The sequence below is a fragment of the Martinezella lusitana genome (genome assembly GCF_010668395.1).
In the GTDB taxonomy this organism is placed as follows: domain Bacteria; phylum Pseudomonadota; class Alphaproteobacteria; order Rhizobiales; family Rhizobiaceae; genus Rhizobium; species Rhizobium lusitanum_A.
The window spans coordinates 1-13877 of record NZ_WUEY01000025.1; the positions used below are offsets into that span (position 1 = coordinate 1).

Annotated in this window: 11 protein-coding genes; 2 read left to right on the forward strand and 9 right to left on the reverse strand. The window is 61.4% G+C overall.

The window, feature by feature from the left end; genetic code table 11:
- Nucleotides 1-35: 35 nt before the first annotated feature.
- A complete protein-coding gene (locus GR212_RS31315) occupies nucleotides 36-2702 on the reverse strand; it encodes a LuxR C-terminal-related transcriptional regulator (RefSeq protein WP_163992942.1) in 2667 nt (888 codons plus the stop codon).
- A 382-nt stretch (nucleotides 2703-3084) separates the two neighbouring features.
- Between GR212_RS31315 and GR212_RS31320 the strand changes: the two genes are divergently transcribed.
- Nucleotides 3085-4365, forward strand: coding sequence for a DUF882 domain-containing protein (locus tag GR212_RS31320; protein WP_163993076.1), 1281 nt, complete (start codon nucleotides 3085-3087; stop codon nucleotides 4363-4365).
- A gap of 189 nt (nucleotides 4366-4554) precedes the next feature.
- Here the strand turns inward: GR212_RS31320 and GR212_RS31325 are convergent, their stop codons facing one another.
- The 8 genes from GR212_RS31325 to hppD all read right to left on the reverse strand — a co-directional run bounded on the left by GR212_RS31325 (nucleotide 4555) and on the right by hppD (nucleotide 13246).
- Entirely contained in the window at nucleotides 4555-5832 is a 1278-nt protein-coding gene (locus GR212_RS31325; RefSeq protein ID WP_163992945.1) for an ABC transporter permease, read from the reverse strand.
- Nucleotides 5829-6515: an ABC transporter ATP-binding protein gene (locus GR212_RS31330; protein WP_163992947.1), complete on the reverse strand. Its 687-nt coding sequence runs from the start codon at nucleotides 6513-6515 to the stop codon at nucleotides 5829-5831. Before GR212_RS31330 ends, GR212_RS31325 begins: the two co-directional genes overlap by 4 nt.
- Before the next feature lie 4 nt (nucleotides 6516-6519).
- Nucleotides 6520-6984 (reverse strand): hypothetical protein, encoded by a 465-nt coding sequence (locus tag GR212_RS31335; RefSeq protein WP_163992949.1) that lies wholly within the window; start codon nucleotides 6982-6984, stop codon nucleotides 6520-6522.
- A gap of 74 nt (nucleotides 6985-7058) precedes the next feature.
- A complete protein-coding gene (locus GR212_RS31340) occupies nucleotides 7059-8813 on the reverse strand; it encodes an alkaline phosphatase (protein ID WP_163992951.1) in 1755 nt (584 codons plus the stop codon).
- Nucleotides 8814-9021: 208 nt separating this feature from the next.
- Entirely contained in the window at nucleotides 9022-9654 is a 633-nt protein-coding gene (gene maiA / locus GR212_RS31345; protein WP_163992953.1) for a maleylacetoacetate isomerase, read from the reverse strand.
- On the reverse strand, nucleotides 9651-10676 hold the full coding sequence (locus GR212_RS31350; RefSeq protein WP_163992955.1) for a fumarylacetoacetate hydrolase family protein: 1026 nt from the start codon (nucleotides 10674-10676) through the stop codon (nucleotides 9651-9653). Before GR212_RS31350 ends, maiA begins: the two co-directional genes overlap by 4 nt.
- Before the next feature lie 37 nt (nucleotides 10677-10713).
- Nucleotides 10714-12075, reverse strand: coding sequence for a homogentisate 1,2-dioxygenase (gene hmgA / locus GR212_RS31355; protein WP_163992958.1), 1362 nt, complete (start codon nucleotides 12073-12075; stop codon nucleotides 10714-10716).
- 61 nt (nucleotides 12076-12136) lie between these two features.
- Nucleotides 12137-13246, reverse strand: a complete 1110-nt coding sequence (gene hppD / locus GR212_RS31360) for a 4-hydroxyphenylpyruvate dioxygenase (protein ID WP_163992959.1) — start codon at nucleotides 13244-13246, stop codon at nucleotides 12137-12139.
- 130 nt (nucleotides 13247-13376) lie between these two features.
- On the opposite strand from hppD, the gene GR212_RS31365 reads away from it, so the two are divergent.
- A complete protein-coding gene (locus GR212_RS31365; protein WP_163992961.1) occupies nucleotides 13377-13877 on the forward strand; it encodes an Lrp/AsnC family transcriptional regulator in 501 nt (166 codons plus the stop codon).

Here is a 13877-nt window from a genome sequence, read left to right on the forward strand (position 1 = left end):
GGTGGGAATAGCGAAACCCACCCGTTCGGGCAGGCCTATCGATTGAGCGTGCCCTTTTGGCGCGCTGCCGTCACGGCGGCCGTCCGCGTCGAGACGTTGAGCTTGGCGAAGATGTTGCGCAGGTGAAATTTGATAGTGTTGTCGGAAAGCGCCAGCATCCGGCCGATTTCCTTGTTGGAAAGGCCTGAGCTCAGCAATTCGAGCACCATGCGCTCCCGGCCGGTAAAGGTGGATCCGCCATCGTCGACAGTTGCTTCCCGCGTCGCCTCCCCGCCCATGAGCAGAGATTGGAGACGCTTGCGGATGACGTTTGCAACGCTCGGATGATTGGCGAGCGCGCGAAGCTCTCCCAGGCCAGCGGCATAGTCGAGACGCAGCAGCGCCCTGTAGTCGTCGAGGGGCATGGTCAGGACGAGATCGGAAAGACGGGCGGCGGCGAGATCCGTGCGGCCTTCGGCGACCAGAATGCCGGTCTCGATGAGGGTCAGCTCTATCGCACGCGGCACATGCGGACGCTGTGACTGGCGCGTCCTGAATTGATCGAAGACCTCTCGCGCCTTGGAACTCTCGCCGAGTGCCAGGTAGGCGCGCGTCCAGAAGATCGCCGGCGTTGCGCCGCGCAGATGGATGGCGAGCGCGTTGGCCCGATCTGCGCCGATTGCCTGCATACCGAAGCCGTTGGCCTCGGCGTGCCGGATCGCCTGATCGAGATCGCCGGACGATATGAGAAGCATGGCGCGCTCTCCGTCGATCAGACGGGTGAGCCGATCAAAGCCACGACGACGCGCCGCTGCGCGGATACGGTCCATGGCGGCATGCGCGGCCAGCAAATCTCCCCGCATCCGCAGCACCCGCTGTTCGGCCATGAAGCCGGCGGCGAGAAGATCAAACCAGGTATCATGGCGTTCAAGATGCGGCAGCGCCCATCCGAGTATTTCCTCCGCGGTCTCCACCTCACCGCTCATCGACAGGACTTCGGCCTTCAGGACCTGGCCAACGGCATCGAGATCGCTGCCGGGCGCTATATTGGTCTGCGCTTCGCAGATCAGCTCGTCATAGGCCGCAAGCGCGCTTGCGCAATCGCCGGAGAGAAAGAAGGCCTGGCCGATATGCGTGTAGAGGTGCATCGCACCGAAATCGGCGCCGCCGTCGCGGAAGGCGCGAATGGCCAGATGGCCGTAGTGCAGCGCGCGATCAAGCTCGCTGCGGATCAGGAAATTGTAGGAAAGCATGTTGAGCGCCAGCGCCTGATGGATGAGCTCCATACCTTCCGGCTGCCGCAAGTCGTCCTCCAGCGCGGAAAGATCGGCCGCGCTTGCCCAGTGGTCCGTATAAAGCGCCAGAAGAATGCGCACGACGCGCAGATCCTTTGCCAGGATGGGATCGCCGGCAGCCCGCCGTTCGGCGATGACGAGATAATGATTGGCTGCGGCAAGCTGGGCGGCCTTGGCGTTGAAGATCGAAAGCCCCAGTGTCGCCAGCGGAAACCGGACCAGATCGATCTCCGAAGCGCGCCCGCTTAAGGCCTGAAAAAGCGTTGCGCCGCCGCGCGTGGTCGCATAGACGCGCCGCCAGCCTCCGGCAGTTTCGACGATGCGCGCGGCAAGATTGGCGTCACCGGCCGAAAGCGCATGGTGAACGGCGCGATCTATATCGCCCCTGCCCTCGAACCAATGGGCCGCCCGGTTCAAAGCTCGCGCGGCATCGATGCCCCTTCGACCGGCAGTTTCCTTGAGGAACTCGTTGAAGACGGGGTGGAAGCGCATCCAGTTGCCGGGGCCGGCAAGCAGCGTCACGGGAAGGGCATATTCGTTCAGCCGCTCGATCATGGCGGCGCGCTCGCTGCTCTCCAGCGCCGCCTCGAGAAGCGGTTGATTGAACGCCGGCAGCGCTGCAATCTCGACCAGAAACAGACGGATATCCTCGGGCAGATGTTCAAACACCTGCTCGGAGAGATAGGAGCCCATATCGGCGCCGCCGCCATCGAAAGTGGCCAGGATGGCATCGCTTTGTTCGGAGTCCGAGACCAGCAGGCTAACCATCTGCAACGCGACGGCCCAGCCCTCGGTGCGGCGATTGAAAGAGCCGACCTGCTCCTCGGTCAGATCTGCGCCCTTGCCATCAAACAATTCCCGCGCTTCCGCGTCGCTAAAGCCGAGTTCGGCAACACCGAATTGCTTGAACTCGCCGCGCAGCCGCAAAGCCGAAAGCGGAAAGCGCGGCGGACTGCGGCTCACCAGCACCAGCTTGACATGCTCCAGCGAAAGATCGGCAAGGATCTTCGCCATCAACGCCTCGGTCGCATCCGTCTGGGCGAAATGATAGTCGTCCAGGAAGATGACGACCGGCTCATCGATCTTGCGCAGGCGTGTTCCAAGCACGGAAAGAAGCGCCGCGGCCGGCAGATTGCCGGCGTCTGCTCCATCCTCGTCCAGAAGCGTTTGAAGACCATCGATCAGGGCAAGCAGGAAGGCTTCCTGATTGGCGTGCTCGGCATCGAGGGATACCCAGCAAAGCTTGACGCCATCCTCCTTCAGCATGTCATGCCATTGGACGGCGAGCGACGTCTTGCCGTAGCCTGCGGGCGCCACGATAGCCGTCAAACGGCGGATGCCGGCGCGCCGAAGCTGCCGCAACAGGTCGCTACGCTTGATGGTTTGCTGCCCGCTGGACGGCGGAGCAAATCGATTCTGTCCGCTCATGGGCCGCGATGATGCTGTCTTGGCAGGCAGTTTGCAACCCGCGCGAAAACGTTTGCAAAGCCGGTTTATCCACATGGTTCGAATGCCGCCGCGAGATCCTGCGACCGCTGCTTTTCCGCCCGGCCGCGGCCATGAGTCCCGAGTTCTCCAAGATGCGGACTGACTGCCACGAAAGGGCCGGCTTCAGTCCCCATGAAAGCGCTCGAACCGGCAAAATCGCGCCATTTTCCGCTATAAACGGTCCGTTAGGGATTTATTGACCATAATTGGAGGTATAGCGATGCCGCGGGCGCGGCGCCTCTGATATCTGTGTCTGTTAGCAAGGGCGAAAGTCGTATCCGTGCATCAAGCGATCTTCTCCATTTCGGCGACAAGCTTCGCCATGATCTCCTCGTTCGTCGCCTGCCGCGTGGCATTGGCAGCGATGCTGATACTCGGCGCCTTTGCCGGCTCCGCCGCGGCTGAGGACAGGGCGCTCAAGCTCTTCTTCACGCATACGGGCGAAAGGGCGACCATCGTCTTCAAGCGCGGTGGCAAATACGATCCGAGAGGCCTTGCCCAAATCAACCGCTTCCTGCGCGATTGGCGAAAGAACGAGCCGACCCGGATCGATCCGGAACTGCTCGACCTTGTCTGGGAGGTCTACGATCGCAGCGGTGCGCGGGAACCCATTCATGTCGTCTCGGCCTATCGCTCTCCGTCGACCAACGGCATGCTGCGCAATCGCTCGCGCAGCTCCGGCGTCGCAAAGCACAGCCAGCATACGCTCGGAAAGGCGATGGATTTCTATATTCCAGGCGTGAAGCTCGCGAGCCTGCGCGCGATCGCCATGCAAATGCAGATCGGCGGCGTGGGCTTCTATCCCAATTCCGGATCGCCGTTCGTCCATCTGGATGTCGGCAGGGTCCGCGCATGGCCGAGGATGTCGCGTCAGGAACTCGCACGACTTTTCCCGAACGGACGGACACTGCATATGCCGGCGGACGGAAGACCTCTGCCGGGCTATGAGGTTGCCGTCACGCAATCCCGGAAGCGGCCGTCTCAACCGAGCGCCAAGATCGAAGCCGTCGTTGACGACGATGACGGCCCGTCGATCGCGTCTCGCGGGGATAAGCCGAACGCCAGTCTTCTGACCAGCATGCTTCCGACACCCAAGAGCCGGGCCGCAAGTGGGCTGGAACTTCAGCTTGCCAAGCGGGTGACAGAGGAACATAAAGCGCCGCCTTTTGCCGACCTTGCAGCCTATAGCGTGCCGCTGCCGGCATGGCGGCCCGCCAGCATTGTCGCCATTCCGACAGTCGCCCCGGAAAGACCGGCGCCTGCCACGCTGGCAAGCCTGGTGGTCGGGCGAAACGATGCGGGAAGACTGGTTGTAGCCGGCCATTCGGAGACAGCGAACAATGGCGCCATGGCAAGGATGCAGCCGATGACGGCGCTCCCCATCTACGCCTCTCAGGACGTATCGGCGGGCGTCGGGTCGATGTCGACCGGGGCGATCGTCGCCTGGGCGCTGCAGCCGCCGGGGATGGCAATCAACATGACGCTCCCGGATCTCGTCGGTGCGCCGATCCCCATGGAAGACGATGTCGCCGACATTCAGGAGGGTAGCGCCAGTTACGATGGTGACGATTTCGATGTCGAACGGTTCGGCTTCGAAGGCTGAACGGCCATTCGCTTCGGGTAAGCTCATCCGATCGTCGCAGCCGTCGGGGACCGCCTCGAGACCAGGCCCTTCAGCTCAAAATCGATCCGACGAAGCCATATGTCTTCGGCGCGTCGGACGGCAATTCGATTTCAGCCGACATGCCCATGAAGCGGGCGCGCTCCCGCCAATCTTGTTGCCAACCGGTCGTCAGGCGCGCAGCGCGGCGGCCGGGCTGGAGCGTAAGGCGCTGAACGCAGGCACGACGGAGATGATTGCCGCGACGGCCGCGAAACCGCCAACGAGCCATAGATCATCGAAGGTGAAGCCGACAGGCAGATGGACCGCGGTCGATGCGGCAAGTCTGGCGGAGATCACCAACGCTGCGGTATAGCCGAGCGCGATACCAAGCAGGATGCCGGCGGCAAAAAGGATAAAGAGCTCGCCCCATACGAGAGTGACGATCGAGCCGACCGGTGTGCCGAGCGCGCGCAACGCGCCGATCTGCCGACGCCGCGAGCCGACATGCATGACCGTGACCAGCACGATCGCGGCAATCACGATCGCCTGTGTTCCAAGGGCGATCCCCAGAAGCAGGCTACGGGCATCGCCAAGCGTCGCGTAGAGCCTGGTCAACACTTCCGCGGGAAAGACGCCGAGCGTCGTGCCGGTGCGATATTCCTGCCGCAGGCGATAGGCATCGGCAATCGTCTTCGGCTTTACGAGAACGGCCGGAACACCCGGCGTCTGCGCGTCGAAATGCTCATCGAGCGGCGCATCGGCATCGACATGGCCGTGCTCATGTCCATGGCCTTCCTCCTGCGCCGCCGGTTCGGCACCATGCGGCTCAGCCGCATCGCCGTCGTGGTCGTGGTGCTCGTCTCCATGCATTCCGTGCAGCTGCCAGACCGCACGGATCGGCACGAGGATCGCGCGATCCCATGCAGTACCCGTCGGCGCCATGCGGCCGGTGACCCTATAGGCAATGGCCGTATGGGTTTCGCCACCGGCCTCGGCCGAGCCGTGCATGGGCTTGATCTCCGCGCCCGTCGACAAGGCGACGTCCGAACCGACAACTGCTTCAGCAAGGCGCGCAAACATCGCCCCCTGCGACAGCGATGGCGAAAGGGACGTTATCAGGCCGGTCGTCGTGCCGACAATCGGATGCCCGTAAGCGGAATCGCCGAAGCCGACCGGTGCCGCCAGCTCCACGCGCGGGTCGTTGGCAAGACGGGAAAGAACGGCTCCCTCCATCAGCGGCAGCGGCGCCGGCTGCAGGAAGACGGCCGAAAGCGCCAGCTGCGTCTCGCTGCCGGCAGCCCCCACAAGCAGATCGAATTTTTCAGCGGCGCGCGCGCTGCCCAGCCGTACGGCCCGCTCCTGCAGCGTGACCGTCACGCTCAAGGCGACCGACAGGGCAATCAGCACAACGACGGCAAACGCCCCGCTCCAGAAGCGCCTGAGATCGGCAAGAATGAAGGTGATCATTGTGCGCCGGCCTCTTGAATGTCTTCCTCCATGCGTCCACTCGCCAGATTGATGCGGCGGCCAAGTCGTTCGGCAAGCGACGCATCATGCGTGACAACCACAAGCGTCGTCCCTTCCTCGGCCGCAAGCTGCAGCAGGAGTTCGGCAACCTCCTTGCCCGCCTGCCGGTCGAGGCTGGCGGTCGGCTCGTCCGCGACAATGACGCCCGGACGCGATAAAAGGGCGCGGGCAACGGCAACGCGCTGCATCTCGCCGCGCGACAAGGTTTCGATCTTCTGCTGCGGACGGGCAATACCGGTTGCGGACAACAGGTAAAGCGCGCGATCCCGCTCGTGAGGCGCGAGACGCCGCGTGAGCCTGACCGGCAGCACAACGTTCTCGAAGGCGGACAAGCCGGGAAAGAGATGAAAGTCCTGCATGACGAGGCCGATGTTGCGCGCGCGAAACGCGTCGCGCCGGCCAGAGGAAAGACGGGTGATCTCCGTGCCGCTCCAGGAAACGCTGCCGCGCGTGACCTTCTCCAGGCCGGTGATGGCGTTGACGAAGGTGCTTTTGCCTGAGCCGGATGCGCCGGTGATCGCGAGCCTGCCGCCCGCCGGCAGATGGAAACGCTCGATCGCGAGCACAGGCGCGGCCAAGCCGGGAAACTGCATTTCAAGACTGGAGACATCAAGCGCAAGCATATGATCAGGCCGTCCTGAAAGATGCATCCCTGAGACGCAATTGGCTGATAAAGCCGGTTTCGGGATCGGTCCAGGAGCCGTATTCCAGCACGCCCCGCGCAAGGATCGGCGCGTTGTACTGCACGAAGGTCTGCCTGCTTGAGAGATAGACGACCATGATGTTGTCAGGCCAGTCGGCATCGGAAGAGCAGAAGGGGCAAAGCGACATCGGAATTTCCGTCAGCACGAAGAAGGCTGCCTCCGCCTTCAAGGGCGGCGCCATGAAGCCGTTGATGGCGATTTCCTTGCCGCTCAATTGCTTCACCCTGTCGGAAAACTCCAGACCAAGCGGTCCGAAGCTCTTGTAGAGCTCGCCGAAGCCAAGCTTCTCGGCAGCCTTCGCACGCGCGGCAATGCCCATGACCGGCAAAGTCGCGGCAACGGCCAAGAAGGTCCGGCGATTGATGGTGGCGATCTGGCTTTTGGACATCGCGTACCCCTTGAGAGAAAGAGAGACAGGCGGCCTTGAAGCCACCTGTCCATATTCGGATTGTCTCTGACGAGTTAGATCTTTTCAGAGCCGAGCGCGAAGGTGTCGGCCAGCACGCGGTAAACATCGCTCTGTTCCATGTAACCCCGGAAGCCTTCGGCACCGGGACCAACCGCCTGCAGCACGATATCGTCCACGGCATGGACGCCGCTGTCTTCGTCCTTCGGAATATTGCCCTGCACGAAGACGGCACCGGGCACGTCCTTGTAGGCTTCGTTGGCAACATATTCCTTCTTCTCGTTCTGGATTGCCGGAACGAAAGGGCCGTCGAGCTTCGGACGGAAGGTCTCGTAATGGTCGGGACCATTGTTGGCGGCCATGAACAGGCGACGGGAAACGTCGACGCGGTCCGGATAGCCGTCGCCATCCTTATCCTCGTAGTTCGGAAAACCGGCAGCAGCATAGGTGCCGACCTTGTCGCGCATTTCCGTGCCCGGCTTTTCATCGTCGACAGTGCCGATGATCGAGACGCCATGCGTATGGTCGCCGGTGACGACGATCAGCGTGTCGGGGTTTTTCGCCTGAAACTCGCGGGCAACGGCAACCGCCTTGTCGAACTCGATCGTTTCGATCAAAGCGCGATCCCAGTCGAGCGGATGGCTCATCTTGTCGATGGATGCGCCCTCGACAACCAGGAAAAAGCCTTCCGGATTCTTGGCAAGCTTGTCGAGCGCGACCTTGGTCATGTCGACGAGGCCCGGCTGGTTCGGGAACTTGTCGACAGTGCCCTTCTTGAGGAATTCGCGATCAAGCGTGACGTCGAGATTGCCTGTGTGGAAGAGGCCGAGCAGCTTGTCCTGGTTCGAGCCGGCGGCGCTTGCCAATTCGGTCTTGTCGGTAGCAACGGCATAACCGGCGTCCTTGAAGAGCGCGATGTAGTCCTTGTCGTCCTTGCGCTTGGAGCCCGGTACGCTCTTCGCCAGGAAATAGGCCGAGCCACCGCCGAGCAGGACATCCGGCTTGACGTCATACATCATGCCGACAATCTCGGCCTTGTCGCCGCGCTTGCGCGTATGAGACACCAGCGCGGCAGGCGTTGCATCCTCGAGTTCGGACGTGGTCACGATGCCGAGCGACTTCTTGCCGGTACGGCGCAGGGCCTCGCCGATCGTCTCAACCTTCGGATCATCCAGGCTTGCCGGTGTGCGGTCGGCATAGACGCCGAGCGCGTTCACGGCCGATTTGTGCCCCGTCATATAGGCCGACATGGTGTTGGCGCTGTCCGTGGCGATGGCCGATGTCGAGGAGGTACCGATGAAGGCGACCGGCGGAATGTCATCCATGGCGAGACGGCCGTTGGCCTTGCCTTCGGTCATGCCCTTGGACATGATACGGGCGCCGGTGCGATGCGCGACGGAGAGGCCGTCGCCGAGCAGGAAGATGATGTTCTTGGCCTTGGGCGCAGCGGACGTGCCGTAGACGTCCCAGTTGACCGACTTTCTCTCGTCGCCGGCCGAAACCTCGACCTTGTATTGGCCGGGCTTTGCGAGCTTGACGCCACGCAGGATCAGAGCGGATCCGAGCACCTTGTCTTCGGTCCCCTTTTCCTCGGCGACGAAATCGGCAGCCTTGCCGAAAACCGCATCGTAGCTTTCGCCGTTGACGGTGACTTTCACGTCCTCAGGCTTTACCACCTTGCTGAACTCGACCTTGAAATCGAAAGGCGAGCCGGCGAGTACCGTTGCCCGGTCCAACGGATAGACTGTCGCTGCATGGGCTGCGCCGGACATTACGGTCGCAGACATCATGGCGAGAAGAAGTTTACGCATTTATACCCCCTGCGTTGGTTGCTTCCCTCTCCCCACTTATAAAAGCCACATGACAATCACATAAAAAACACGCGACTTTCTGCAACCGGTAATTCAAAAGGCGATATCGCTAAGGAATGCTGATTGTATGTATAGCATCTAAAAGACGCGTGTTTATAGCTGCAGCGCCGACGCTCCGACACCTGGCACATTCGGCTTCGGGTCGTGCTTAGACCTTGACGCGATCCGGATGCGCAGCCTGAAAGGCAGGTAGTTTCGCGCAGTTTTCGTCGATTTCGACGATGCGCCTGAGGTCGGTCAGGTCCACGCCCCAGCGGCGGGCGTTATAGACCTGTGGAACGAGACAGATATCCGCCAGGGTCGGCGTATCGCCGAAACCGAACGCACCGTCGAACTTGCGCAGCATGATCTCGAGCTTGCGAAGGCCGCTGGCGATGAAATGCCTCATCCAGTCCTCGCGAGCGTCGGCCTTATCCGTCATCGTCGCGACATGGGCGGCTACATGCATATTGCATATGGGATGGATATCCATGGCAATCGCGTAGGCGAGTTCGCGCACATGCTGCCGATCTGTGATTTCCGGCGGGATCAATCCGCCATCGGGCCGAAGCTCGGCCAGATATTCGATGATTGCCAGCGACTGCGTCATGATCCTTCCATCGATCACCAGCGTCGGCACGAATCCCTGCGGGTTGAGGTCCAGGTAATCCGGGCTCTTCTGTTCGCCATCCAACAGATTGATCGGGACGGTTCTGTAGCCGATCCCGAGGATGTTGAGCGCAATGCGAACGCGGTAACTCGCCGACGATCTCCAGTAATCGTAAAGAACGACGTCGCTCATCGCGCCTGCGGTCCTTCGTATCGCTGGACGGTCTGTTCGATCGCCCCGAAAATCGAATGCCCAGCGCGATCCTGCATCTCGATACGGACCTGATCGCCGAAACGCATGAACTGTGTCTTCGGAGATCCGGTTTCGATTGTCTCGATCATCCGGATCTCGGCGATGCAGGAATAGCCGTCGCCACCTTTCTCGACCGGCCTTCCCGGCCCGCCATTAAGCTTGTTGGATACCGTTCCCGAACCGATGATCGTGCCGGCGACGAGGCTGCGCGTTTTGGCGGCGTGGGCGATCAGTTGACCGAAATCGAACGTCATGTCGACGCCGGCATTCGCCTTGCCGAAGGGTTTGCCGTTCAACGCCACCAGGAGCGGCAGGTGCAGCCTGCCGCCATCCCATGCATCGCCAAGCTCATCCGGCGTGACGGCAACCGGAGAGAACGCCGATGACGGCTTGGACTGGAAGAAACCGAAGCCCTTCGCCAATTCCTGCGGGATCAGGCCGCGCAGCGACACGTCGTTGACGAGCATCACCAGCTTGATGGCGTGGCGCGCCGCCTCCGGACCGATCCCCATGGGAACGTCGCCGACCACGACGGCCACCTCGCCTTCCATGTCGATGCCATAGGCTTCATCGGCCGCAAGGATGGGATCGCGCGGCGCCAGGAAGCCGTCGGAGCCGCCCTGGTACATCAGCGGATCGACCCAGAAGCTTGCCGGCATTTCGGCATGGCGCGCCTTGCGCACCAGCTCGACATGGTTGACGTAGGCTGAGCCGTCGGCCCACTGATAGGCTCGCGGCAGCGGCGAGGCGGCATCGTGTTCGTGAAACCGTATCGTCGGTTCCGCGCCTGTTTCGATGCCTTCCGCAATCAAGGCGAGCCTCGGCGCTACGTGCTCCCAATCGTCAAGGGCAGCCTGCAGGCTGCGGGCGATGTGCCCGACCTCGGAACAACGGGTCAGATCACGCGAAACGACCACGAGCCGGCCGTCCCTTGTGGAGTCTTTCAAAGTCGCGAGCTTCATGGTCCGGTTCCAATATCGAAGAATGGATGGCTGATCGTCACTTGATCCCGGGAGTACCGTCGAACCGGCGCTCCAGACCATCCCAGCATTCCATGTAATCGTCCTGCAGTGTTTCGAGTTCAGCGGCATATTTCGTCAGCTGCTGCGGAAATCTGGTCTCGAACATAAAGGCCATTGTCTGATCCAGCTTCACCGGTTTCAGCTCGGAATTGGACGCTTTCTCAAAGCCGGAGGCGTCCGGGCCGTGGGGCAGCATCATATTGTGCAGGCTCATGCCACCCGGCACGAAGCCCTTTTCCTTCGCATCATACTGGCCGTGGATCAGGCCCATGAATTCGCTCATGATGTTGCGGTGATACCAGGGGGGCCGGAACGTATGTTCGGCAACCAGCCAGCGCGGCGGGAAGATGACGAAATCGACATTCGCGGTGCCGGCACTTTCTGTCGGCGCGGTCAGCACCGTGAAGATCGACGGATCGGGATGATCGAACAGGATGGCGCCGACCGGTGAGAATGTCCGCAGGTCGTATTTGTAAGGAATGTAGTTGCCGTGCCAGGCGACGACGTCGAGGGGCGAGTGGCCGATGTCGGTGACGTAGAACTTGCCGCACCATTTGACATGCACGCGGCACGGCGTTTCCTTGTCCTCATAGGCGGCAACGGGGGTCTTGAAGTCACGCGGGTTGGCAAGGCAATTCGCGCCGATCGGCCCGCGCTCCGGCAGCGTGAACTTCGCGCCGTAGTTCTCGCAGACATAGCCGCGCCAGACCTGCTCATCGCCTCTGCGCGTCACCTTGAACATCATGCCGCGCGGGATGACGCAGATTTCCAGAGGCTCGACATCCATGACGCCCATTTCCGTGAAGACCCGGATGGCGCCGACCTGGGGAACGAGGAGCAGCTCTCCGTCTGCATCGAAGAAGTAGTCGTCGATCATATCCTCGTTGAAGACGTAGGCGTGGGCGGCCATGCCGGTCTGGGTCAGCACGTCGCCGCCGGTGGTGATCGTGCGGATGCCTTCCAGAAAATTCAGCCGTTCGGACGGCGTCGGCACCGGGTCCCAGCGAAGCTGGCCGAGCGGCAGCGAATGATCGTCCAGGCAGGGTGCCGATTTCCAGAAAGGATAGGAGGCATTGGAAAAGCGCCGGGTGTGACGGACGCTTGGGCGGATGCGATAGAGCCATGACCGCTCGTTCGTTCCGCGCGGAGCAGTGAATGGCGAGCCGGAAAGCTGCTCGGCGTAGAGACCGTAATTGCATTTCTGCGGGCTGTTCTGGCCCTGAGGCAATGCGCCAGGGAGGGCTTCCGTTTCGAAATCGTTGCCGAAACCCGGCATGTACTGCAGCTTATCCGTCGCCGTGGCCTGGCGGTCGGACGCCTTGGATATCGTCTGGTCCATGCTTCACTCCTCCCGAAGACTGAAAGCGACCCCACGCTTGGGCAGGGTCGCCCGAAAAAGCTCACTCGGCCGCCGTGCCGATGACGCCACGCTTGATCTGTTCCGCTTCGATCGACTCGAAGAGGGCGCGGAAATTGCCTTCGCCGAACCCTTCGTCGCCCTTGCGCTGGATGAACTCGAAGAAGATCGGGCCGATGACGGTCTTGGAAAAGATCTGCAGCAGGATCTTGGTCATGCCACCATTCACCACGCCTTCACCGTCGATGAGGATACCATGGTTTTTCATGCGTTCGATGGGTTCTTCGTGCCCGTTCACCCGCGCATAGGACATATCGTAATAGGTCTCCGGCGGGCCCGGCATGAAGCGCAAGCCGTTGTCGGCAAGCGTGTCCGTCGCCTGATAGATATCATCCGTTCCAACGGCGATGTGCTGGATGCCCTCGCCCTTGTACTTCTTCAGGAATTCTTCGATCTGACTGGTGTCGTCCTTCGATTCATTCAGCGGGATGCGGATCTTGCCGCAGGGGGACGTGATGGCCCGGCTCACGAGACCGGTGATACGCCCGTCGATATCGAAGAAGTGGATCTGCTTGAAATTGAACAGGTCGCGATAGAAGTCCCACCACTTGTCCATGTTGCCGCGAAAGACATTGTGCGTCAGATGGTCGAGATAGTAGAAGCCGACACCTTCGGGGCGCGGGTCGCGCTCGCCGAGCCAATCGAACTCGGCCTCGTAGGCCGATCCCTTCTTGCCGTAGGTCTCGACAAAATAAAGCAGCGAACCGCCGATGCCGACGATTGCCGGAACATCGAGCGCCTTGTCATTACCCTCATAGGGAACCGCGCCTTTTGAGACCGCATGATCGAAGGCGTGCCTGGCATCGACGACACGCCAAGCCATCGACGGCGCCGCGGGGCCGTGATCCGCGATGAAGCGAGCGGCATGGCTGCCGGGCTCGGCGTTCAGGATGTAGTTGATGTCGCCCTGGCGCCAGACGGTGATGTCTTTCGTCTTGTGCTTGGCAACCGTGACGTAACCCATGCGGGTGAAGAGCTCGCGCAGCTTCTCTGGCTCGGGATGAGCGAATTCAACGAACTCGAAGCCATCGGTGCCGGCCGGGTTATCGGCGGTGATTTCCGACGGCGGCGCATCGTGTGGAAAAGGACCCATTTTCTCCTCCTCGGAAGACTGGACTTTGACTGTGCAAAGTATGGCCCAAAACGCACGCAAAGTGCTTGCATTATCGCTGCGAACTGAGAATATTATACACGATCTGTGAGCACTTTGAAAGATTCATGCAATGGATGAGCCACTCGACAAATTGGATCTACGTCTGCTCGAAGAGCTTCAGAAGGACGGCAGGCTGACGAACAATGAGCTGGGCGAGCGGATTGCCCTTTCCCCCTCTCAATGCTCGCGCCGGCGCAGCAGGCTGGAGGCTGAGGGATATATTCGCGGCTACCAGGCCAATCTCGACAGGCAGAGGCTGGGCCTGGATATGCTGGTGGTGATTTCGGTGACGCTCGCCACGCACAACAGGGACAATGCCCGCCGGTTTTCGCAGCTGATCAACGGGCTGCCGGAAGTTCTGGAAGCCTATGCGCTGACCGGAGAAATGGATTATCACCTGAAGGTCGCGACGCGCGGACTGGCCGGCCTTTCAAGATTCGTCAACGACGTGCTGCTGCCGCACGAGTCGGTACAGCATGTGAAGACTTCGATCGTCCTCGACACGCTCAAGACCTTTGAAGGGTTTCCGGTCCCCTCTTCGCACGGCTGGCATGGCGACAGCCTTCGATGA

What these genes read in the sequence shown, in the direction of transcription:
- GR212_RS31315 (WP_163992942.1), bottom strand. Translation starts at nt 2,702, where the DNA reads ATGAGCGGACAGAATCGATTTGCTCCGCCGTCCAGCGGGCAGCAAACC.
- GR212_RS31320 (WP_163993076.1), top strand. Translation starts at nt 3,085, where the DNA reads ATGATCTCCTCGTTCGTCGCCTGCCGCGTGGCATTGGCAGCGATGCTG.
- GR212_RS31325 (WP_163992945.1), bottom strand. Translation starts at nt 5,832, where the DNA reads ATGATCACCTTCATTCTTGCCGATCTCAGGCGCTTCTGGAGCGGGGCG.
- GR212_RS31330 (WP_163992947.1), bottom strand. Translation starts at nt 6,515, where the DNA reads ATGCTTGCGCTTGATGTCTCCAGTCTTGAAATGCAGTTTCCCGGCTTG.
- GR212_RS31335 (WP_163992949.1), bottom strand. Translation starts at nt 6,984, where the DNA reads ATGTCCAAAAGCCAGATCGCCACCATCAATCGCCGGACCTTCTTGGCC.
- GR212_RS31340 (WP_163992951.1), bottom strand. Translation starts at nt 8,813, where the DNA reads ATGCGTAAACTTCTTCTCGCCATGATGTCTGCGACCGTAATGTCCGGC.
- maiA (WP_163992953.1), bottom strand. Translation starts at nt 9,654, where the DNA reads ATGAGCGACGTCGTTCTTTACGATTACTGGAGATCGTCGGCGAGTTAC.
- GR212_RS31350 (WP_163992955.1), bottom strand. Translation starts at nt 10,676, where the DNA reads ATGAAGCTCGCGACTTTGAAAGACTCCACAAGGGACGGCCGGCTCGTG.
- hmgA (WP_163992958.1), bottom strand. Translation starts at nt 12,075, where the DNA reads ATGGACCAGACGATATCCAAGGCGTCCGACCGCCAGGCCACGGCGACG.
- hppD (WP_163992959.1), bottom strand. Translation starts at nt 13,246, where the DNA reads ATGGGTCCTTTTCCACACGATGCGCCGCCGTCGGAAATCACCGCCGAT.
- GR212_RS31365 (WP_163992961.1), top strand. Translation starts at nt 13,377, where the DNA reads ATGGATGAGCCACTCGACAAATTGGATCTACGTCTGCTCGAAGAGCTT.